Below are 21126 nucleotides of genomic sequence, written 5' to 3'. Positions count from 1 at the left end.
CCTGCGCTCGACTTGCATGTATTAGGCACGCCGCCAGCGTTCGTCCTGAGCCAAGATCAAACTCTCCAATAAAGTGTTTGAATTGAAATTGACACCAATCAATTTCATATAATGTCTTAGCTTTAAGAAGTGTTACCTTCTTGTTTTATTGAAAAGAAAACAAGTTTCTTTTCATTGACATACTGGTTGTTTTGTTCAGTTTTCAAAGAGCAAATGTTAAGTTGCTTGTCAAAAGCAGCTCAGTTAATATATCATAAATCAATTCTTATTGTCAACAACTTTTTCAAGTTATTTACTGTTGTTTTTTTAACAACTTTTATACAATATCATTTTTCATTTAACAAGTCAACACTTTTTTAAAAAAAGTGCGATGGGCCTGAGTGGACTCGAACCACCGACCTCACGCTTATCAGGCGTGCGCTCTAACCAGCTGAGCTACAGGCCCAAATAATAAATTATTTGGAGCGGGTGAAGGGAATCGAACCCTCATCATCAGCTTGGAAGGCTGAGGTTTTACCACTAAACTACACCCGCATATATAACATTTCCTAAAAGCTTCACTGGTCGGGAAGACAGGATTCGAACCTGCGACCCCTTGGTCCCAAACCAAGTGCTCTACCAAGCTGAGCTACTTCCCGGAATAATGGCGCGCCCGAGAGGAGTCGAACCCCTAACCTCTTGATCCGTAGTCAAACGCTCTATCCAATTGAGCTACGGGCGCTTGAAAATAGTGAAGATATAGATTCTAACATTTCTAAGAGTTAATAGCAAGGCTTTTTAAAGTGCGGCCGAGAGGACTTGAACCTCCACGGGTTATTCACCCACTAGGCCCTCAACCTAGCGCGTCTGCCATTCCGCCACGACCGCGTAGTTGTTCTTCTAACTGAAGAAATATTACTTTAAATGTTATTGATGAGCCATGAAGGATTCGAACCTTCGACCCTTTGATTAAAAGTCAAATGCTCTACCGACTGAGCTAATGGCTCACATTAAAAATACTTGAATGTTTTTTCTAATAAAAAAATACTATTTCTAAATAGTATAAGTAATCTCATGCATACATTTAATTATATGACTGAAACAAACTTAGAAATGGCTGGGCTACTAGGATTCGAACCTAGGATACACGGGATCAAAACCCGATGCCTTACCGCTTGGCTATAGCCCATTAATGGCGGTCCGGACGGGACTCGAACCCGCGACCTCCTGCGTGACAGGCAGGCATTCTAACCAACTGAACTACCGGACCAAAACATATAAAAAACAAAAAAGATGACCCGTACGGGATTCGAACCCGTGATACCGCCGTGAAAGGGCGGTGTCTTAACCGCTTGACCAACGGGCCATTCATTGAAAAAATATGGCGGAGAAGGAGGGATTTGAACCCTCGCGCCGCTTACGCGACCTACACCCTTAGCAGGGGCGCCTCTTCAGCCTCTTGAGTACTTCCCCATATGGCTCCACAGGTAGGATTCGAACCTACGACCGATCGGTTAACAGCCGATTGCTCTACCACTGAGCTACTGTGGAATAATGAATAGTATTGAAGTTCCTTCAAGTAAAACATGAATCCTTTTCGTGTTACAAGTTAATTTCAAATTAACAGCAACGAAAAATATCTTACCATGTTTACCAATAAGTTGTCAACACTTTTTTTCTAGTTAATAAAAATTACTTTAATCTAACTATTACGTTCCCTCAAATCAGATTACAATCTTGCAGTAAAGAATTCTCATCACTAGATTTGATAGCTTATTTAATTTACCATGGATGACATATTTCGTCAATGGATTTTTAATAAAAATTTACAAATGATCTTAATACGATACATCGAGGCTAGTATACCAACCATTTGCCAACTATAATCCAAGTTGTTTATTCGTAATCTGCACAAGCTGTCCACTACATTTACCACAACGATATTTTTTCAAATTTACACGTCGAACTCGCCTATACTCCTGATTACATTGTTTACATTTATATAAATATTGATGTTTTCTTTTTTGAGAAGGAAGTGGGTTACAATGTCTTGGTGAGCCAGTCTTTTTTAATAAAGCTTTAAATTCTGGATCAATATGCTTGTAACCTTTTCCTTCTATATGAAGATGATAATGGCAAAGTTCATGTTTAATGATACCAATAAGTTCATCCATATTCATCTCTGTAACATACTTTGGGTTTAATTGAATTAACCTCTTTCCAGGCATGTATCTGCCACCTGTCGTTTTCAATCGATGATTAAATTCCACATCATGTACAAATGGCTTATCAAAGAACTCTAAAGAAATTCTATCAACCATATTATATAATGTCTGTTTGTTTATTGGATCCATTTCGTATCTTCCCTATTTGTAATGATAATGTGAATAGAAATTATTTTATTTCCCATCCATCTTAACATATTTCTACCTATTATCTACAGACGCCACTTCTTTTTATTTGCCTCAATCTATCTGAATTCCTTCTACTTAATATACCTAAAAACTTATAACATTAATCACACGGCTTTAAATATTGATTTTAAATTTGTTTAATTTATAATTAAATTAGGGAGTTTACAGTGTCTCCAGTAAATACTAATACACCTCCAGCATAAATACTTCTATCATAACCCCAACTCTACTTATTTAAATTTCTATATAAAATCTCTCATTATTCATACATCGTTTATCATTTAATGTTTTAGTTAAGAAAGTTTTCCAACGTGTTTTCTAAAAATTATATTGTATCTTCATAAGTTTTTGTCACAACAAACCCTTTCACTCCACACTTTTCACCGATAATAAGAGTCTATAATAATAGTAATATTATAATTACTATGTTATTATAATTATTGTAGTTTATAAAACAGGAGGGAATAAATTAATGAGCGAGAATAACAAGAAAATGACAACCGCTTTTGGTGCTCCAGTACCTAATGATGATGATTCAAAGACTGCTGGTCCTAGAGGTCCATTGTTGATGGAAGATTTTTGGTTCCTTGAGAAATTAGCACATTTTGATAGAGAAGTAATTCCAGAGCGTCGTATGCATGCGAAAGGTTCTGGTGCTTATGGTACTTTAACTATCACAAATGACATTACAAAATATACTAAAGCTAAGATTTTCTCAGAGGTTGGCAAGAAAACCGACATGTTTGCTCGTTTTTCAACAGTTGCTGGTGAACGTGGAGCTGCTGACGCTGAACGTGATATCCGTGGTGCAGCATTAAAATTCTATACGGAAGAAGGAAACTGGGATTTAGTTGGAAATAATACCCCTGTATTCTTCATGCGTGATCCTAAACGTTTCCCTGATTTAAACCATGTTGTTAAACGTGATCCAAAAACTAACATGCACAACCCACAATCAAACTGGGATTTCTGGACAAGTCTTCCTGAAGCTTTACATCAAGTAACAGTCGTAATGAGTGATCGCGGTATTCCAAACGGATATAGACATATGAATTTATTTGGAAGCCATGCATATAGCATGATTAATGCAGACAATGAACGTGTTTGGGTTAAATTCCATTTTTACACAGAACAAGGTATTGAAAACTTAACAGATCAAGAAGCAGAAGAATTAGTTGGTAAAGACCGTGAAAGCAGTCAAAAAGACTTATTCGATAACATAGAGCAAGGTAACTTCCCCAAATGGAAAATGTACATCCAAGTAATGACAGATGAACAAGCGAAGAATATGCCATATAACCCATTTGATTTAACAAAAGTATGGTATAAAGGTGATTTCCCTCTAATCGAAGTTGGAGAATTGGAGCTTAACCGTAATCCAGAAAACTATTTTGAAGAAGTAGAGCAAGCAGCATTTGCTCCGACAAACATTGTTCCTGGTATCGGCTTCTCACCTGATAGAATGTTACAAGGTCGCCTATTCTCATATGGTGATGCACAACGCTACCGTCTAGGTGTAAACCACTGGCAAATTCCTGTTAACTATCCGAAGAATGCTAAGAACTTCCATCCATACCATCGTGATGGGGCAATGCGTATTCATCCATACGGTGCCAAAATTTCATATAGTCCTAACAGCTACGGCGAATGGGCAGATAGTAAAGAGCACCAAGAGCCTGCACTAGAGCTTGGTGGCGATGCGAACTATTGGGACTTCCGTGAAGACGATGATCTTTACTATGAGCAACCTGGTAAATTATTCAGACTACAAAGCCCAGAAGCACAACAAAGATTATTCGAAAACACTGCGCGTAATATGCAAGGTACGACAAAAGAAATTCAACTTCGCCATATTAATAACTGCTATAAAGCAGATCCAGCTTACGGTGAAGGTGTTGCAAAAGCACTTGGTATTTCAATTAGTGAAGTAGAAGCTGCAAGCGGCAAAGAATAAGTAGTAGTAAAACGCCTCCCAAGTCTTTTCTTGAGAGGCGTTTTTTATTATAGAGACAATTATTTATCATCCTTAATCATAGATAATGCAATTCTTCCTTTATCAGCATCAATATTCTCAACCCAGACTGTTATAACATCTCCAACAGAAGCAATATCCATAGGGTGCTTCACAAATTTATTCGCCATCTTCGAGATATGAACAAGACCATCTTGTTTCACACCAATATCAACGAATACTCCGAAATCGACAACATTTCGTACGGTCCCCTGCATTTCCATGCCAGGTTTTAAGTCTTCCAATGATAAAACGTTTTGCTTTAACAATGGCTGTGGAAAATCATCGCGCGGATCTCTCTCCGGACGACTTAACGCATCAAGTATATCGATTAATGTTGGTACACCGATTTCCAATTTCTCAGCAAGCTCATTATTATCATAAGCATTGATTGTTTCACGAAGCTTCGCTGAACCTATATCTGTAAGCTCACAATCCATCATCTTCAAGAGACTTTCGGTCGTTTTATAACTCTCAGGATGAATTGGTGTTCGATCAAGTGGATGTTCTCCATCAATAATACGTAAGAAACCAATCCCCTGTTCATAGGTTTTTGCACCGAGTCGAGGGATTTTTTTCAATTGTTTACGGTTAGTAAATTTCCCTTCTTCATTTCGTTTCTTCACAATATTATTCGCTACGGTCTTGCTTAGGCCAGCTACATATTGCAGAAGTGAGGATGAGGCAGTATTTACATTAACCCCTACTTGGTTAACCGCTGTTTCAACTACAAACGTTAATGATTCATTTAATGCCTTCTGACTAACATCATGCTGATATTGACCAACACCGATCGATTTCGGGTCAATTTTAACAAGCTCGGCCAATGGATCCTGTACCCGACGGGCAATGGAAGCCGCACTTCTTTGCTCAACTTGTAAATCAGGGAATTCCTCACGTGCCAATTCCGATGCTGAATAGACACTTGCACCGGCCTCATTCACGATAATGTATGGTATATTCAACTGATTATTTGTGATTACATCTGAGATAAAATGCTCTGTTTCTCGTGATGCAGTCCCATTTCCAATTGCAATCAGCTCTATATCAAATTTCTTCACTAATTCTTTCACGATTTTCTCTGAACCTGCGATATCATTTTTAGGGGCGGTCGGATACATTACCCCAACATGTAAGACCTTTCCTGTTTCATCTACAGCAGCAAGCTTACAACCTGTTCGGAATGCAGGGTCAACTCCTAAAATTGACTTGCCCTTTAATGGTGGTTGGAGTAATAGGTTTTTAAGATTTACCGAGAATACATCGATAGCCTGCTCTTCTCCCTTTTCTGTTAAGCTATTGCGTATTTCTCTTTCAATTGACGGTTGGATTAAGCGTTTATAGCTATCCTCGATTGCAACGTTTAATAATTCAGAGACCTTTCCTGTTGTAGACCGTTTCACAACCTTTTTCTGTAAATAATCATTGATTCGATCAATCGGAGGTTCAATCGTAACCTTTAAAACTTCTTCTTTCTCTCCGCGATTAAGCGCTAAAGTTCGATGAGATACGAGCGTTCGAACCGCTTCATGGTATTTGTAGTACATTTCATACACATGCTTCTCGTCCTTCTCCTCATCCTTTACCTCAGAACGAATAACTCCACGCTTAAATGTCTCCTCGCGAATATAATCGCGATATTCCGCATTATCGGATATCCACTCCGCAATAATATCATTTACACCAGCTAAGACATCCTCTATTGTATGTAACTCATGCTCTTCACTGAAATAATTCTCAGCTTCACCTTCAAGATTCGTAACTTCTTGTTGCCATATGAGTTCAGCTAAAGGTTCCAAGCCTTTTTCCTTGGCTATCGTCGCTTTCGTTCTTCGTTTTTGTTTATATGGGCGATAGAGATCTTCTACTCGTTGTAATTGTGTTGCACTTACTATCTCACGCTCAAGTTCCTCCGTTAATTTTCCTTGCTCATCAATAATCCTTAATACTTCTTGTTTTCTATCCGAAAGATTGACAGCATATTGCCATTTGTCCTGAACCGATTTTATTTGAACCTCATCTAATCCGCCGGTCATTTCCTTCCGATATCGTGCAATAAATGGAACAGTATTTCCTTCATCTAATAATGCAATTACTTTTTTCACGGTGCTGGCGTTTACTTCCGTTTCTTTTGCTACCCAGCCCATAAAATCTTGTTCTAATTGTGCTACCACTGTGTTTCCTCCTTTAAATACTCTCTTATTTTATCAAAAATACAGTTTTTTTCCTAATTGGGAACAGTAATATGGGTTGATACTATTTATATATAGGGCAAAGTAACCTTGAATGATTAATGTTCGCGGGCATGCCGCTATAGAAGTACACTACGCTTTTCTCGGTTGGCTGTTGAGCCACCCTGTGAAGAGAGTACTTAGGAGTCTTATACTGTGGATTGTACATCTACTTGATTACCCAAATATTATATGCAGACGTAGCATTGCACTCACTTACCTGTAGCGGATTCCACATTAGAATAATGTTTCAATATATATCAACTATAGTTATTACCCAGCATAGAACAAAAGGACGAACACGAATGTGCCGCCCTTTTCTCATAATTTCTTTTAAGTTCGAATGAACTTCCTCATGCATCGTACCGCATGACGATTAAAGTTGTATCATCATCTATAGCATCAAAGCCTTCCTGTGCAAAGATATCTGTTACTTTATGAACATCATCATTAGTAAAATAATCTTTTGAAAGCTCTTTGTCCGATACGCCATCAGAAAACATGATAAATCTCATTCCAGGTTGAATTTCACCCTTTTCAACTTTAAACGTACGTTTAATACCTGCTAAATATCCTGCATTTGGGATATTACGTTTTTTCTTTTTATTATTCATAATTGTTATTACCCCAATATTTCCAATAGAGGAGAAGGTGTACATCTGTGATTTGAAATTAATTTTCAAAATTCCAAGTACGGCACCACGCTTTCCTTGCAATTTCTTATTACAAATATTTACTAACTGCTCGACTGAAGCTTCGACGTACTCTTCAATAATTTCTACCACAATCTGGGATGACTCTTTGGCAAACTCACCATTTCCTAACCCATCTGCTATCGCACAAATAAACTCTGTATCTGTTTCAGCATAGAAATAACTATCACCACAGCATAAATTACCCTTCTTAGCTTTTTGATATACCGATACATCTACTTTTTGATTTGTATTCAATCGAAAACCTCCGTGCTTTCAGACTGAATTGCTTCCCTAAGTTTGCGTAATGCACGCCGCTGCAATCTAGACACGTGCATTTGCGAGATACCTAATATTTCACCAGTTTCCTTCTGACTAAGATTCTCGAAGTATGTATATTTTAATATTTGCTGTTCTCGTTCAGATAGTATATGTAGAATATTTTCAAGGATAATCTTTTGATCAATATTATCGTAGCTTTCATCTTCGTTTCCGACTACATCTAATATAGCAACCGTTCCACCATCGGAATCACCTTCCACTTTCCGGTCAACTGAAAGAGCTTTATAGCTTTTACTCATTTCCATTGTTTCTAAGATTTCCTCTTCTGATGTTTCGAGATATTCAGCTATTTCTTTAATGGAAGGGGACTTTTGATTTGCGGTTGTTAATTCATCTACAGCCCTTTTTATCTTCGGTCCTAATTCTTTAATACGCCTTGGTACATGGACACTCCAAGTCTTATCGCGGATGAATCGTTTTATCTCTCCTATAATCGTTGGAACAGCAAAGGATTCAAAGGTTTTACCAAAAGAGGCATCATATCTTCTTACTGCTGCTAGCAATCCAATCATACCTACCTGTACTAGATCTTCATGAATCATACTATTCCTTGAGTATTTTCTAGCAATTGATTCTACAAGATTTTTATATGTAAGCACAATTTTCTCTTGTACCACTTCATCTGTCGGCTCTTTTTGTAGAAATTCAATCCATTGGTAAACCTCATCTCTTCCTTTACTGTGTGGTTGAGATTTGGTTGTCATCAATATCCACCTCTGCTTCGTATAAATACTTAGTCATTAGTACTATGACACCATGGTTATTGTTAATTCGTACTTCATCCATTAATGCATTAATAAGAAACAGACCGAAGCCACCTTCTCTTAAATCGTCAACAGATTCATTACCAGCATATGGCCCAATATCATCTTTGATTTCCTTTATGTCAAAGCTACCGCCATGGTCAGCTACCATAATTTCTAGTTTATTCTCATAAACCCCAAAGCCAATTGTAATTTCACCTTGGTCTTCTTGTTGATACGCATGTGTCACCGCATTTGTAATTGCTTCAGAAATAGATACCTTAAGATCTTCAATATCCTCATATGAAAATCCCATTCGATTTGCAATCCCAGACAAACTCAAACGAATAACACCAATATATTCGGCCTTAGCTGGAATTTTCATCTCAATAAAATCAAAGTTTTCCATTTAGATTTCCACCTCTAATCGCTGTATCTATATCGATAATTTTTTCTAAACCTGTTATCTTAAACAATCGTAATACACGATCTTGTAAATTTACTAATTTCATACTGCTATTATTTTCCTTTGTAGATTTTAGTGCACTAACAAAGATACCTAGCCCGGTGCTATCCATATAATCAACATTTTCTAAATTAATCTCAATTGCATTTCCAGCTTGTTTTGTCAATGGTAAGAGATTCTCTTTTAGGTTAGGTGCAGTATATGCATCGATTTCACCAGATAAATTGATAATAAATTTATCCACATCTTCATGAATATTAACAGTTAAATTCATTTTCATCCCCCTCTGACTACAGTGGACTGCCAAGTAATCATTCATTATTGCAGTCATCTATTTAAAACTATTTCCTTTCTCGTATAATTCACTTTCCCCATTATTATGGTGCTTAAACTTCTTTTCGTAAAATGAGTAATGTGAAATCATCTTTTAACTGAAAGTCCTGCAATTTTTCGAAATGCTTGTACACATTGGTTACTATCTCTTGTGCCGGTAAGTCGATGTACTCTTTAATGATATTTAATACTTCCTCTGTCTCAATAAATCGTTCTCCATCCCTACACTCAGTCACACCATCTGTTAAAAAAATCACCATATCCTGCTCATGAATTTCTAATTCGTATCGTTTATAATTGGTATCCGGTAACACTCCTAAAATAAGTCCTTCTGTTTCTATTTCTTTAAAGGTTCCCTTCTCAGCATTGTAATAAAAACCAGGCTCATGACCAGCTGATGCATACATTAGTTTACTTTCTGAAGGTAGATATTGTGAATAAATCATCGTGATAAACATGCTTGAGTCTACGTTTCGTTCTACCACCCGGTTAAGGTTCTTTAAGATCATCTCCGGGCTCATCTTATCCTCTGGGTAGCTATCAATCGCATATTTAATCATCGACATACATAATGCCGCTGGTATGCCCTTTCCAATGACATCAGCCATTGCGATTCCGATAGAGCCATCATTCCCCTTCACGAAATGATGATAATCCCCATTCATTTGATTCGCTGGAACACTAATAACTCCAATATCTAACCCCTCAACCTCTGGAACAGTCGTACCTAAAAGTGTTTCCTGCATATTTGCTGCAACCGATATTTCTGATTTAAGTGCAAGCTGTTCTTCTCGAAGTGTTTGGACCTCTTGAAGCGCAAGTCCATATGAGATCATTGCTTCTAGTAAAAAATCCATGGAATGCTTCACATCAAGGTTTAAATCCGGGCATAATTCACTCAATGCTTGAATATGTAGGTTCACAATTTCATCGGGAAGTATATTATTTTTAATGAAAGATTTACTAACTAGTTCTACACCATATAAGGATTGTTCATTTTGATTTCTTAAATATTTTTTTAGTAGTGATTTATAATGAGAAATATCCAAGTCCATAATTTTATCCATAATAAACCCTCCTAGTATATTTGCATTTTTGCTTTACTTATATGGGATACATAGTAGAAACATAGCAAATTACCGATTATTTACTTGATTTAGCGAATCCATTTTACTGTGTTAATCTGTGTTCCCTGTCCAACTTCAGATTGAATATCAAACTCATCCATCAATCTTTTTACACCAGGAAGTCCTGCTCCAAGGCCACCAGAAGTGGTAAAACCATCTTGCATTACTTGACTAATATCCGTTATTCCTGGCCCTGTATCAGTTGCACTTACACTTAAACCTTTGTGATCTGCTGTTTCCAATACTTCAAAACAAATTTGGCCTTCCTCTGCATATAAATAGATATTTCTAGCAAGTTCTGATACTGCAGTTGTTATTCTAGCCTGATCAACTGTACTAAATCTTAGTTTTTTTGCCATTTCTCTACCGAGTTGCCTAGCACTGACGATATCCCATTCTTCTCTAATTTTCACACACGACTGTGGGGTCATAATTATACCCTCAATTCTTGGTACAATTTAATGAGACCTTGTTCTAAGTCTAATGCTGTAGCGACATTTTGCAAGTGTATACCAAGATCGATCAATGTCATCGCTACTGCTGGCTGAATACCTGTTAGAACTACTTTCGCCCCCATCAGATCTGACATTGTTATCACATCACCCAATACCTTTGCAATAAAGGAATCAATAATGTCTACAGACGTCAAGTCAATCACTACCCCTGTTGCGCCGGTTTTGTGTATTTTATCTAATAAATCTTCCTGAAACTGAATTGCAGTTTTATCATCTATTTCGGTTTGAATTGAAATCAATAAGTAATTGTACAGTTTTAAAATAGGGATTGACAATGTTCTCACTCTCCTTGTATAGAATTTATCATTTCTTCAATACCATCTTCCATAGGTTTAAGATTAATAACTTTTCGATTTGTCATTTCTAATGCAGTAATAAAGCCTTTCTTCAAAGAGCTTTTTGTCGGTAAATTTGTTAGGTCAATACCGAGATTTACAATGGTTTGCGCAATTTCAGGGCGGATCCCAACAAGAATACAATTGGAACCAATCAATCTTACTGCCTCAGCTGCTTGAATAATATGATGAGCTACCATTGTATCAACGACAGGAACCCCAGTAATATCAATCAGTACTACTTCTGAATTATGCTTGATTACACCATCAAGTAAGTTCTCCATAATTTGCTTCGCGCGTTCTGTATCAATCGTACCAATTAAGGGCATAATCGTAATTCCATCTGTCACTGGAATAAGTGGTGCTGATAACTCTTGTAATGCGATACGTTGAATGGACAGAATATGTTCCCAGCTACCGGTGTACTCATTTATAAGTTGATGAATAATCGGTTCTACCCATTTATCCACACTTGTGAGTACTGCCGAAAAGAAATTCGTGTCCACCTGATCTGAATTACTTAAAATATAGTCAATCGTCACTCTTCTGAATAACTGTAAGCCATCCGTAATATAACTTAATGGCCACCCTAATGTAATAAGTTTTTCCGAGAATGTGATGACCTCAATTAATGATCCTTGTTGTTTAATACTTGTAAAAATCACGTTTACAAACTCACGATTTGTATTTTCAAATAACTCATCGGAGGTGGAAAAACGAAATTCTTCACCTTTTAATGAATCTATTTTCTCCAACCACATTTGTACAATTGTATCACTGTTTTCAATGGCAATATTTCTTAGATTAGTATTCATCGTTTACCCCCACATAAATATCGTTATAAGTATTGTTACATGTACATGTATATTGCGCAAATTTCAGACATAATTTCCAATAGACTGATGTCGCAGAATATTATATCATACTATATTTTACCTATTTGGGTTTTCTGTATATTAAAAAAAAACAAAAGCACAAGCATCAGTGTGGTGAAGTTAGGTCTACTGCATTAGAACAATTTTATTCGATGAGGTAGAAAACTCCAGCCCTAGTAAGCTGCAATCCTAGTCAGACTTCTTTTGAATGCTTTGAAACAGGGGAAACTCCTTGAGCGTGAAATTTTGGTATGAGATAAAAGGAAGCCTCCCTCATGTTAAGCGGTAAAGCAGGTTGAGACATCTCCTGTTATGGGAATTGAATCAGAAATAATTAATATTTTTCTATTCTAATACAAAAATACCCTTCCATTATCTTGAGAAGGGTATATACTAATGTCCATTATAGATATCTTTGAGACCAAGGCTTATCTCTACTGCTTGATTGATTTTCTTCATCATTTCATTATCTAACTTTGTAATTTTATCTGTTAATCTTTGCTTATCTAACGTCCGAATTTGTTCTAACAAGATGACTGAATTACGTTCAAACCCATATCGCTTCGCATCGATCTCGACATGTGTCGGTAATTTAGCCTTTTGGATTTGTGCAGTGATAGCTGCAACAATGACTGTTGGACTAAAACGGTTGCCAATATCATTTTGTAGGATCAACACCGGACGTACGCCCCCCTGTTCAGATCCAACAACAGGAGAAAGGTCTGCAAAATATACCTCGCCTCTTTGAACAATCAAAATATTACACCCCGATCACAGAGCGCTCTAAGGTGTAATCAGCCTCCTCTTCAGCCTGAAAAGCTTCTGAAGCAATAGTCAGATTAATGCGGCCCATTTCTTCGTAACCCCGCTGCATTGTCTCGTGAAATTGTTGAATATGCTCATCTTTTTTATGTTGTAGATAGTTTTTCGTAGCTTGACATATGAAATCACTTAAATTACTATTTTCATGCTGCATTAATCCATCCACCTCATTTAGTAGGTTTTTTGGTAATTTTACTACCACTTCCTGCAAGCTCTCTGACAAAACCATGCACCTCCGCCAACTGTTGAACAAACTATATAAAATTCTATTTAATAATATCATTGAATCAGATGGTTTGCAAAGGGTTGTGGCGATTTTTTTGGTAAATCCTTTGTTTTTGTCGTTTAATATTCAGTAAAATGTGGTATTTGAATTAATTAGTGTCAGTAAATTCGCGTTAAAAGGAAGCTTTTACTATCCGTCGGTCCTCCTATAAACTATATGCTCTTCTTTTTATTAAAATGACAGGAATTGAGGTGGACGTAATTCTTATCCATAAATCAGAGCTATTATCGTTCAAAACTAAAGTAGTCCTTCCTCACTATACGGTAGTTACCCCCCTTTTAATATTTTAAGGGGGGCAAGAATGATATCCGATCATCTGATTGATGGGGCTGTTAACCTTATGGCATGGTAGGGATACCATTCGGATGTCCACTCATTTTATTTCGTACTTTTCCCTTGCACAGATTCTGCGACTTGAATCATCTCATCTTTCGTTAATTCATCACTTGCCAAAATATAATCTACGCCATCATAGCTCCACTCTAATGTTTTATCTGTAAGGGCTGCAACTGTGTGTCCTAGGTTAACAATTTCCCCTTTTACCTCTTTAGGTTCAGATAACGTAGGTAAGACTTCAGCATGCTCCTCAACTAACGTAAAGCTTCGCTCCCCAGTAAAGGTTAATATAACACGATTGCCATTTTCTAATTCTACATTTTTCTGTTCTGCCAGCTCAGCACCCGCAGTATATTCTGGGAGCATTACCGATAACACTTGTTTTGATTCCGATACTGCTTCCTCTCCAGATGGAGCAGCACTAGCAGCGCTTGCAGCGAGATTCTTATCTACTGAAAAATCATCCTCTGCAAATTTCGAATCCAATTCAAAACTAGCAAAGTTGACTTCTACCAATACATTATTATCTTTATCAAGTACTTTTACCGTAGCAGGAGTCAGTGTCTTTTTATCAAAATAAATTTCTTGATTTGGTAAATTATTATTACTTTGATAATTCGTTTTCGTTCTAAAAACATAGTGGGAATCATTCGCTTCAAACGCTGCCTCACCATCCTTCAGAACATCATTGATAAGCGATTGATACAAGTAGGGTTGGCTACTGTTTTGCGGCCATTCGGATTGGAATTTAAAACTTTTATTTAGCGCTGGCGTTAATACGAATACGCCATCCTTATTTTTTAGAATGATTTGACTTCCTTTATCATCCAGATTACTTGATAAGGACACACGATAATAACCATCCTTTTTATGCCAAATATCAATATTAAACTTCTGTTCCTCTTGTCCAGTATTCATTGTCATTTCTGCCTGTGCTTTGTAAGAGCTCAACTTCTCTAGATTTTCACTCAGTTTTTTTACAACGTCCTCCTGTGACTTCTCCCCGCATGCAGCTAACACAAGAATTAATAATCCAAAGATAAGCAGCTTCCAGTTAAACACCTTTCTCATTAACATATCTCCCCCGTCTCTATTAGCAAAGGAAACTATCTATTCCCGCATAAAGTAAGATTTTGATACGAACCTTCGATAATTTTCACACGTACCATACCTTCCCTTTGCGTTATCCAATAGTTACTCTGCTCCATCCTACCCGCATTAAAATATATGAGACAACCTTTGAAAATATGTTAAATATCAAAATAGGAAGCGCCCGTGTATAGACGTACAGACGGTGCCTCGCCCGTATCACAATCTAATTCTTTGGCGAACACCTTCTATGCCATTTGAGATAAAAGAAACTCTTTTGAAGCTAACAAAAATACAATTAGTTCTTGTGTTAATTATCAAGGCTTGCTCTGGTCACTGGCACACTTATTTAATTTAGAGAATTTATTAGTCCTCTCCTTCAATCACAACCTGTGCGACTGCATACTCACGGCTATGGGTGATGGAAATAAAACTGCGATAGGCTTCGTATCCATAAGCTGTTATGGTTGGTGCACCATTTCTATCTGGCAGAACTTCAATATCGTGGAAGCTCAGCTTGCCAATCCCAGTACCGACAGCCTTTGAAAAAGCTTCTTTAGCAGCAAATCTACCAGCAAGGAACTCAACTTTTCGATGATGATTTTGTAATCGAATAAATAAGTTCATTTCATTCTCTGTTAAAATTCGATCTACAAATCGATTATTTCTCTCTAAGCTGCCTTTTATCCTTTCTAACTCGATAATATCAATACCAATTCCTTTAATCATGTTACCTTTGACCTCGCATTCCTTCTTCATGAGCTAATAGTAGTCATCTGAATTAAATTTACGTATTATAATAATAGTACCCAACTTTGTTATGATACAACAATATCTTATAGAGGTTGTTGAAAAAGTCCAGCAAAAATCACACATCGATCTTTCTAGTTGGCTTGTTTTCCGTCCTAGAAAAAGAAATCAACTTTTCCAGCTTGAGGCGGATCCGGGAAAGTATTCCTTTGCTCTAGCTAGAAAAATTAAGGGTCTTCTACTAAAAGTTTCTACGTCCAGCGACCTTTGCCGACGCAGCCCTATTTATCTTCCTTAATAAACATTCACTTGCATTTACGATTATTATTTTAGTTATTGGAGGGAGTCCATTACATGTTTATCCGTAACGAAAGAAGTATCAAGGAGTTCATACAATCCTATCCAGTAGTATCCACCCTTGTCATTATTAATCTTATATTATGGTTAATCATTAACTTTCTGCAGCTGCCAATTGGATTCATGATTCGGGACTGGGCTATTGGCTATAATCTCTATATTGCTGCTGGTGAGTACTGGCGTTTAGTCACCCCGATATTCCTGCATGGTGACATGATGCATGTTTTATTCAACTCATTTTCACTTATTCTGTTTGGACCCGCTTTAGAACAAATGCTAGGTAAATTTAAATTTATCTTTGCCTATCTTGGAGTTGGTATCATCGGAAACATTGCAACTTACTTTTTTGAACCGCTATACTATGCCCATCTCGGTGCGTCTGGCTCCATTTACGGTCTATTTGGAATTTATGTCTATATGATGATTTTCAGAAAAGATTTGATGGACAGTGGAAGCACACAGATGATTAGAGCAATTGTCGTCATTGGCTTAATCATGACATTCATTCGCCCGAATATTAATATTTTCGCCCATCTTGGGGGATTTATTGGCGGGTTACTAATTGCGCCGCTCGTCCTTCGAAATGTTCGTGGATATAATCCTTGGCAGCGCAGAAGCTATCGAACCGACGATGATTCTATTCAGTTTGATCCGAACCGTTGGAATAAGAAACGCCTTCTGCCACCGAAGATTAAGAAAAATCTCCCATGGATTATTATCGGGATTCTTGCTTTATTTGGCTTATTAAGCAGATTATTTTAAATTCCATATTATAGAAACAAGGGGACATAGGCAACGCACGCAATTGCCTATGTCCCCTTCTAATTGTTGTTTTTACTAAAGATTTTATATTAACAGGGGGTGCATGATATATCGCTGTTTATATAAACTGCGATCTAACTTAGGTTAATATTTGGGTCCTTGGCCTTCGCTCTAGAAATAGAGAGTAGTATCTAGAAACAACAGAATGACAAACCTACTAACTATCAACAATGATTGTAGCAATATACACGAGATTCCTGTGTAAATTGCAACGACTATCTAGATTCAAAGACATAATTGGCACTTCTTCGCACCGCACTTTATATCAATAAAAACATAAAATGCTAAATGGCTTAAATATCCCTATATGAATACCAATCCGATAGGTGATCTATCGATTCTACATCGAATTCTTTTAGATAAAAATGAGCTCCACCCATCTTGCCTATAATCGATACATGCATATTCCCAAGCTTTTGTTTACGATGAACGATATGCTGTTTTTTTTCGAATGATTGGATACGGTTATGATACATAATCATCGTTTTCTTACTAAACAGGCGGTACCTGAGCAGTAACTGTTCCCCTTTAACTTGATAACCTGCGTCCTTATAGCGGAGATGACCTAAATAAATGAACACGAGAAGCAATAATACTGGCAACAAGCTAAATTTCGGAAAGAAGTAGAATACAGCAATACTAGCCAAAAGGAAGAAGATACTCGACCGTAATAGATAGTACTTCAGTGCTCGCTTCGGTAATCCTGTCCATTCTTCTTCTTTTATTGCATAATCCGGTAGAAATTCAGCTAGAAAAGATGCGACTTCCTCTTGCTTCATAATTGGAAATAACACCGTTGCTGCGTCCTCCCCTTTTCCAGATGTTCCCCCTGCAACTTCAGCGAATACTGTAACATATCCTAATGGTTGCCTGAGAATACTCTCCTCGATGCCAATTGCCTGAATTCGTTTTAAAGGGATTGTTATTTGCTTTTTCTCCAATAATCCCCTCGTAATAAATAACTCCTCATGGTGCTTTGTTATTGTGAAATTTCCATATTTAATCATTGTACCTGCAATTCCAACTAACCAAACAATAATCAATACTAGAAATGCTAAACCGGCGATAAAGAAAATACTCAGACCAATAATCCATTGCACTGTCGTTTCGAAAAATTGTTCTGGGATAAATTGTTCAATCTCTGATAACCCTCCACCGAGGATTGCAAGAATAATACCGAGACTTCCTGATGTAGATCCAGCTAGAAACAAGCGTTTAAAGGAAATGGTAGAAGTTGGGTGTTCTGGCTCATCATCATTCTGTTCAATTACTACGGTTATTCCATTTTTCAACTCATTTTGCAATCGTTCCCCTTCTGCAAATTTCACTGCCTGCAGTGATGCCTCAGCACCATCACCACTTCCTGCTGTTTCAATTTGCACTTTTGTAAGCTTAAATATTCTGTGGAGGACTCCTTGGGTTAAATCAATCGATTGAATTCGATTTTTGGAAATAAATCGTTTTTTTCGAATGAAAACGCCATATTCAATACACAATTCCTCATTTTCAATCCGATATGTATAACGATACCAAGAAAGAAAGCTAGAAACGAGCCCTAAAACAATAATTGCAACAATAGCAAGAATATAATAAAGAAGACCACTATCGCGAAACGTGAAGAAGCCTAAAATAATTAGGAATACCATCTCCTTTAATCCTTTCATAAGGTTAAAAAGAATCGCTGCCGGGTGTAAACGCTGCTCCTTAGACATCATCTTCATCCACCCTTGCTAGTGCAGAAATTCGATCACGCAGTTCAGATGCATCCTCTTCTAGAAGTGCTGGAATCTCATGAGTTGTAGCAGCTGTTGAGATAGTAACACTGGCTAATTGATACTTTTTCAATATTGGACCTTGCTTCGTATCAACATGTTGGACACGAATCATAGGAACCAATGTACGTGACATGATAAGTATCCCGTGTTGTATGTATATTTCTTGTTCAAATATTTCATAACGCCATCTTTTAAAGCGAACCTTTGGTAAGACGAATACTGATAAATAGGTGGTAATAATGCCGATGATTGCAGCAATCAATACATACCAATAAGGCAGTTCAAAATAATACGTTACAATAGCAAAAACAATAATTGCAATCCAGAAAATTAACTCATAAATTAAGGCTGTTATCCTCCAAGCCTTTATCGCGTCTGCAGCGATTGTATTCTTAGGTGGCTGTCTCATTCTATCCCTTCCTTTCAATTTCATCCTATCCTATATACGAGTTCAAGTGAAGATTGGTTTCATGTAAAGTACAAGTGCCGGTATAGTTTGTTGCTATATATAAACTGCGAAGAAGGTGCAATGTTGATTTCCGCTGCGGACAGTTGCGCATCCGGAGGGCAACGCTTTAGCTCCTTCGGAAGAAGAACACTTCCGATAGATCTTCAGCCGTTGCTATTCCCACAGGAGTCTCCTGTCCTCCGCTACAATCAACAGCCATGAGAGAGGAAAATGCTCTTCTATCCAATATAGATATAGAAAATTATTATTACTCGCACATCCCAGCGGAGAAAATACACGAAGACTCCTGCGGTAAGAAGAGCATAGGTGAGACTACGAAGAGCGATAGCGCGAGTAGGCTCACCAGCTCCCCGCGGAAAGCGAAGTGTATTTTCGGAGCGACTGGCCAAAGAGCATTTGATATCCTTAGTTAATTCACAATTTTAATCAACTAGTCTTGAGAAGCAACTATCCATTGAAAACTGCCCATTAAAAAAAGCTCCTAAATAGGAGCTTTCTTCAGTTCAATTCTTATTGATCGCGATTTCTGCGTTTTTGGAAGTTGCCTTTGCGGTTTCTTCCTCCACTTTGACTTTGGTTGCGTCCGCCTTGATTTCTAGAACCTTGGTTACGACCACCATAACGATTATTATTTGAACGACGTTTATCAGAACCATGTGCTTTCTTCACACTAATTGGTGCAACTGAAGAAATTCTAACTGGCGTATCTCTGCGTTCTTTTGTTAATAATTTCAATGCAGCTGCAATGACAGTAATCGAATCATTATCTTGTAATAATTCATTTGCCGCTTCATGATATGATTTTAAATCTTGTTTCTCAATTGTTTTTTGCAGTTTATCAATCGCTACTTGTTGTTGACCTCTTTGAGCGTCTTGGTTAGTAGGAGGCATTAATCGTTTCATTTTACTCTTCGTAACTTTCTCGATTAAGTGTAAATGTGCAATTTCTCTTGGTGTAATAAATGAAATTGCTTCACCAGTGCGTCCAGCACGACCTGTACGTCCGATTCGGTGTACGTAGCTTTCTGGATCCTGTGGAATGTCAAAATTATAAACGTGAGTTACACCAGAAATATCCAGTCCACGAGCAGCAACATCTGTTGCAACTAATACATCTAAGCGTCCACCTTTAAATTTATTTAGAACAGACATACGTTTGCCTTGTGTTAAATCGCCATGGATTCCTTCCGCACGGTATCCTCTTGCTTGCAGTCCTTCTGTAACTTCATCAACACGCTTCTTCGTTCTAGCGAAGACAATCGCGAGTTCAGGTGAATTAATATCTAAATGATTATTTAACGTATCGAATTTGTACTTCTCTGGAATTTCGATGAAGAATTGATCAATATTCTCTACAGTCATCTCTTTTGATTTTACTTTAACTTCTTTTGGTTCCTTCATTAACTTAGAAGCAATATCACGGATTTCTCTTGGCATTGTAGCCGAGAATAATAATGTTTGACGTTCTTCAGGAATTCCTTTAAGAATATCACGAATATCATCAATGAATCCCATGTTTAACATTTCATCTGCTTCGTCCAGAACCGCTACTTGAACGTTTTCAATGTGAATTGTTCTTCTGCGCATATGGTCAAGCAATCTTCCCGGTGTTGCTACTACAATTTGCGGGCCATCTTTTAATGCACGAATTTGGCGGTCCATAGGTGATCCACCGTAAATTGATAATGCACGAACACCTTTGAATTTTGCTAGGCGGTTTAGTTCTTCTGCTACTTGAATAGCAAGTTCTCTTGTTGGTGCCACTACTAAACCTTGGATCTTTCTTAATTTTGGATCGAATTTCTCGATCATCGGAATTCCGAATGCTGCTGTTTTACCTGTACCTGTTTGGGCTTGTCCGATTACATCGTTTCCAGCAATTGCGAGAGGAATTGTCTCTGCTTGGATTGGTGTTGCTTCTTCAAATCCCATTTTTTCTAATGCCTTCATGACAGGTGCTGAAACACCTATTTCTTTAAATGTTGTCACTTAATTGTCTACTCCTTTTTTTGTGAAAAATTTATTCGCAAAAGAGGCCCTGATTTTTCTCATACTTTATTCTTTATATAGTTTTACCACGTTTATAATTAGGTAAACTTAACTTGTTTAAGAAATAATATATAAATCGTTTCATATATTTACGTTTCACTGTAAAGTACAAAAAAGGCATCACCATTTTTGGTAAGAGGCCTCAAAACTAATGCTTGTACAAGTATAGCATAATTAAAGTAATGATAGCTACTACTTGCCTGATTAATGTTAATTTTTTCTGCATCATGTTAGAATGAGACATACTTGATAGAAAGAATCTTATTAGTTTCTTCAAGATGTGAAAGACTACAATAGTAATAAGACAT

General features: G+C 37.2%; 19 protein-coding genes, 11 tRNA genes and 1 rRNA gene. 2 read left to right on the top strand and 29 right to left on the bottom strand.

Annotation, left to right across the window (positions count from 1 at the left end):
• From CWR45_RS19090 to CWR45_RS19030, 13 genes are all read right to left on the bottom strand, one after another.
• Nucleotides 1-72 (bottom strand): 16S ribosomal RNA (locus CWR45_RS19090); the annotation flags it as partial.
• Between the two features lie 299 nt (nt 73-371).
• Nucleotides 372-445, bottom strand: a tRNA-Ile gene (locus CWR45_RS19085).
• Nucleotides 446-460: 15 nt separating this feature from the next.
• Nucleotides 461-534 (bottom strand) — tRNA-Gly (locus CWR45_RS19080).
• 27 nt (nt 535-561) lie between these two features.
• Nucleotides 562-638: transfer RNA gene (locus CWR45_RS19075), tRNA-Pro, on the bottom strand.
• Between the two features lie 6 nt (nt 639-644).
• A tRNA-Arg gene (locus CWR45_RS19070) sits at nt 645-721 on the bottom strand.
• Between the two features lie 62 nt (nt 722-783).
• Nucleotides 784-867 (bottom strand) — tRNA-Leu (locus tag CWR45_RS19065).
• 46 nt (nt 868-913) lie between these two features.
• Nucleotides 914-986, bottom strand: a tRNA-Lys gene (locus tag CWR45_RS19060).
• 107 nt (nt 987-1093) lie between these two features.
• Nucleotides 1094-1168, bottom strand: a tRNA-Gln gene (locus CWR45_RS19055).
• Nucleotides 1169-1172: 4 nt separating this feature from the next.
• A tRNA-Asp gene (locus tag CWR45_RS19050) sits at nt 1173-1249 on the bottom strand.
• A gap of 24 nt (nt 1250-1273) precedes the next feature.
• Nucleotides 1274-1345 (bottom strand) — tRNA-Glu (locus CWR45_RS19045).
• Between the two features lie 16 nt (nt 1346-1361).
• Nucleotides 1362-1452, bottom strand: a tRNA-Ser gene (locus CWR45_RS19040).
• 3 nt (nt 1453-1455) lie between these two features.
• Nucleotides 1456-1530, bottom strand: a tRNA-Asn gene (locus CWR45_RS19035).
• A gap of 329 nt (nt 1531-1859) precedes the next feature.
• Nucleotides 1860-2333: a SprT family protein gene (locus CWR45_RS19030; RefSeq protein ID WP_115751423.1), complete on the bottom strand. Its 474-nt coding sequence runs from the start codon at nt 2331-2333 to the stop codon at nt 1860-1862.
• A gap of 532 nt (nt 2334-2865) precedes the next feature.
• Between CWR45_RS19030 and CWR45_RS19025 the strand changes: the two genes are divergently transcribed.
• Nucleotides 2866-4347 (top strand): catalase, encoded by a 1482-nt coding sequence (locus CWR45_RS19025; RefSeq protein WP_115751422.1) that lies wholly within the window; start codon nt 2866-2868, stop codon nt 4345-4347.
• Nucleotides 4348-4406: 59 nt separating this feature from the next.
• Here CWR45_RS19025 and CWR45_RS19020 read toward each other — a convergent pair whose 3' ends face one another.
• From CWR45_RS19020 to acpS, 13 genes are all read right to left on the bottom strand, one after another.
• Complete coding sequence (locus tag CWR45_RS19020; RefSeq protein ID WP_115751427.1) at nt 4407-6551, bottom strand: Tex family protein; 2145 nt, start codon at nt 6549-6551, stop codon at nt 4407-4409.
• A 437-nt stretch (nt 6552-6988) separates the two neighbouring features.
• A complete protein-coding gene (locus CWR45_RS19015) occupies nt 6989-7585 on the bottom strand; it encodes a protein phosphatase 2C domain-containing protein (RefSeq protein ID WP_115751421.1) in 597 nt (198 codons plus the stop codon).
• Nucleotides 7582-8373, bottom strand: a complete 792-nt coding sequence (gene sigB, locus CWR45_RS19010; protein ID WP_115751420.1) for an RNA polymerase sigma factor SigB — start codon at nt 8371-8373, stop codon at nt 7582-7584. The genes CWR45_RS19015 and sigB overlap by 4 nt, the downstream gene beginning before the upstream one ends.
• Entirely contained in the window at nt 8345-8821 is a 477-nt protein-coding gene (rsbW, locus tag CWR45_RS19005; protein WP_115751419.1) for an anti-sigma B factor RsbW, read from the bottom strand. Before rsbW ends, sigB begins: the two co-directional genes overlap by 29 nt.
• Nucleotides 8808-9152 carry an anti-sigma factor antagonist gene (locus CWR45_RS19000; RefSeq protein ID WP_115751418.1) on the bottom strand — a complete coding sequence of 115 codons (345 nt, stop codon included), beginning with the start codon at nt 9150-9152 and terminating at the stop codon, nt 8808-8810. The genes rsbW and CWR45_RS19000 overlap by 14 nt, the downstream gene beginning before the upstream one ends.
• A gap of 112 nt (nt 9153-9264) precedes the next feature.
• Nucleotides 9265-10278 carry a PP2C family protein-serine/threonine phosphatase gene (locus tag CWR45_RS18995; protein ID WP_115751417.1) on the bottom strand — a complete coding sequence of 338 codons (1014 nt, stop codon included), beginning with the start codon at nt 10276-10278 and terminating at the stop codon, nt 9265-9267.
• 89 nt (nt 10279-10367) lie between these two features.
• Nucleotides 10368-10769 carry an anti-sigma regulatory factor gene (locus CWR45_RS18990; protein WP_115751416.1) on the bottom strand — a complete coding sequence of 134 codons (402 nt, stop codon included), beginning with the start codon at nt 10767-10769 and terminating at the stop codon, nt 10368-10370.
• A gap of 2 nt (nt 10770-10771) precedes the next feature.
• Complete coding sequence (locus tag CWR45_RS18985; protein WP_115751415.1) at nt 10772-11128, bottom strand: STAS domain-containing protein; 357 nt, start codon at nt 11126-11128, stop codon at nt 10772-10774.
• A gap of 5 nt (nt 11129-11133) precedes the next feature.
• Nucleotides 11134-12003: an RsbT co-antagonist protein RsbRA gene (locus CWR45_RS18980; RefSeq protein ID WP_115751414.1), complete on the bottom strand. Its 870-nt coding sequence runs from the start codon at nt 12001-12003 to the stop codon at nt 11134-11136.
• 453 nt (nt 12004-12456) lie between these two features.
• On the bottom strand, nt 12457-12819 hold the full coding sequence (locus CWR45_RS18975) for a type II toxin-antitoxin system PemK/MazF family toxin (RefSeq protein WP_114915332.1): 363 nt from the start codon (nt 12817-12819) through the stop codon (nt 12457-12459).
• Between the two features lie 4 nt (nt 12820-12823).
• The gene (locus CWR45_RS18970) at nt 12824-13108 is read right to left on the bottom strand and encodes a CopG family ribbon-helix-helix protein (RefSeq protein WP_115751413.1); all 285 of its coding nucleotides are present in this window, start codon (nt 13106-13108) and stop codon (nt 12824-12826) included.
• 441 nt (nt 13109-13549) lie between these two features.
• Nucleotides 13550-14578, bottom strand: coding sequence for a LolA family protein (locus CWR45_RS18965; protein ID WP_115751412.1), 1029 nt, complete (start codon nt 14576-14578; stop codon nt 13550-13552).
• Nucleotides 14579-14962: 384 nt separating this feature from the next.
• Complete coding sequence (gene acpS, locus CWR45_RS18960) at nt 14963-15325, bottom strand: holo-ACP synthase (RefSeq protein ID WP_115751411.1); 363 nt, start codon at nt 15323-15325, stop codon at nt 14963-14965.
• 375 nt (nt 15326-15700) lie between these two features.
• On the opposite strand from acpS, the gene CWR45_RS18955 reads away from it, so the two are divergent.
• Nucleotides 15701-16465: a rhomboid family intramembrane serine protease gene (locus tag CWR45_RS18955; protein ID WP_115751410.1), complete on the top strand. Its 765-nt coding sequence runs from the start codon at nt 15701-15703 to the stop codon at nt 16463-16465.
• Between the two features lie 353 nt (nt 16466-16818).
• Here the strand turns inward: CWR45_RS18955 and CWR45_RS18950 are convergent, their stop codons facing one another.
• The 3 genes from CWR45_RS18950 to cshA all read right to left on the bottom strand — a co-directional run bounded on the left by CWR45_RS18950 (nt 16819) and on the right by cshA (nt 20758).
• Nucleotides 16819-18240: a PH domain-containing protein gene (locus CWR45_RS18950; protein ID WP_245975475.1), complete on the bottom strand. Its 1422-nt coding sequence runs from the start codon at nt 18238-18240 to the stop codon at nt 16819-16821.
• On the bottom strand, nt 18230-18709 hold the full coding sequence (locus CWR45_RS18945) for a PH domain-containing protein (RefSeq protein WP_115751408.1): 480 nt from the start codon (nt 18707-18709) through the stop codon (nt 18230-18232). The genes CWR45_RS18950 and CWR45_RS18945 overlap by 11 nt, the downstream gene beginning before the upstream one ends.
• 570 nt (nt 18710-19279) lie before the next feature.
• Nucleotides 19280-20758 carry a degradosome RNA helicase CshA gene (gene cshA / locus CWR45_RS18935; RefSeq protein WP_115751406.1) on the bottom strand — a complete coding sequence of 493 codons (1479 nt, stop codon included), beginning with the start codon at nt 20756-20758 and terminating at the stop codon, nt 19280-19282.
• Between the last annotated feature and the right edge of the window lie 368 nt (nt 20759-21126).

This window comes from Oceanobacillus chungangensis, assembly GCF_003369565.1.
GTDB classification, from domain to species: Bacteria; Bacillota; Bacilli; order Bacillales; family Amphibacillaceae; genus Oceanobacillus; species Oceanobacillus chungangensis.
This window is presented reverse-complemented; position numbering and strand designations above follow the sequence as displayed.

Bases quoted from the DNA above. Each gene is read 5' to 3' on its own strand.
- CWR45_RS19030 (WP_115751423.1), bottom strand. From the start codon at position 2,333: ATGGATCCAATAAACAAACAGACATTATATAATATGGTTGATAGAATT.
- CWR45_RS19025 (WP_115751422.1), top strand. From the start codon at position 2,866: ATGAGCGAGAATAACAAGAAAATGACAACCGCTTTTGGTGCTCCAGTA.
- CWR45_RS19020 (WP_115751427.1), bottom strand. From the start codon at position 6,551: ATGGGCTGGGTAGCAAAAGAAACGGAAGTAAACGCCAGCACCGTGAAA.
- sigB (WP_115751420.1), bottom strand. From the start codon at position 8,373: ATGACAACCAAATCTCAACCACACAGTAAAGGAAGAGATGAGGTTTAC.
- rsbW (WP_115751419.1), bottom strand. From the start codon at position 8,821: ATGGAAAACTTTGATTTTATTGAGATGAAAATTCCAGCTAAGGCCGAA.
- CWR45_RS19000 (WP_115751418.1), bottom strand. From the start codon at position 9,152: ATGAATTTAACTGTTAATATTCATGAAGATGTGGATAAATTTATTATC.
- CWR45_RS18995 (WP_115751417.1), bottom strand. From the start codon at position 10,278: ATGGATAAAATTATGGACTTGGATATTTCTCATTATAAATCACTACTA.
- CWR45_RS18990 (WP_115751416.1), bottom strand. From the start codon at position 10,769: ATGACCCCACAGTCGTGTGTGAAAATTAGAGAAGAATGGGATATCGTC.
- CWR45_RS18980 (WP_115751414.1), bottom strand. From the start codon at position 12,003: ATGAATACTAATCTAAGAAATATTGCCATTGAAAACAGTGATACAATT.
- CWR45_RS18965 (WP_115751412.1), bottom strand. From the start codon at position 14,578: ATGAGAAAGGTGTTTAACTGGAAGCTGCTTATCTTTGGATTATTAATT.
- acpS (WP_115751411.1), bottom strand. From the start codon at position 15,325: ATGATTAAAGGAATTGGTATTGATATTATCGAGTTAGAAAGGATAAAA.
- CWR45_RS18955 (WP_115751410.1), top strand. From the start codon at position 15,701: ATGTTTATCCGTAACGAAAGAAGTATCAAGGAGTTCATACAATCCTAT.
- CWR45_RS18950 (WP_245975475.1), bottom strand. From the start codon at position 18,240: ATGATGTCTAAGGAGCAGCGTTTACACCCGGCAGCGATTCTTTTTAAC.
- CWR45_RS18945 (WP_115751408.1), bottom strand. From the start codon at position 18,709: ATGAGACAGCCACCTAAGAATACAATCGCTGCAGACGCGATAAAGGCT.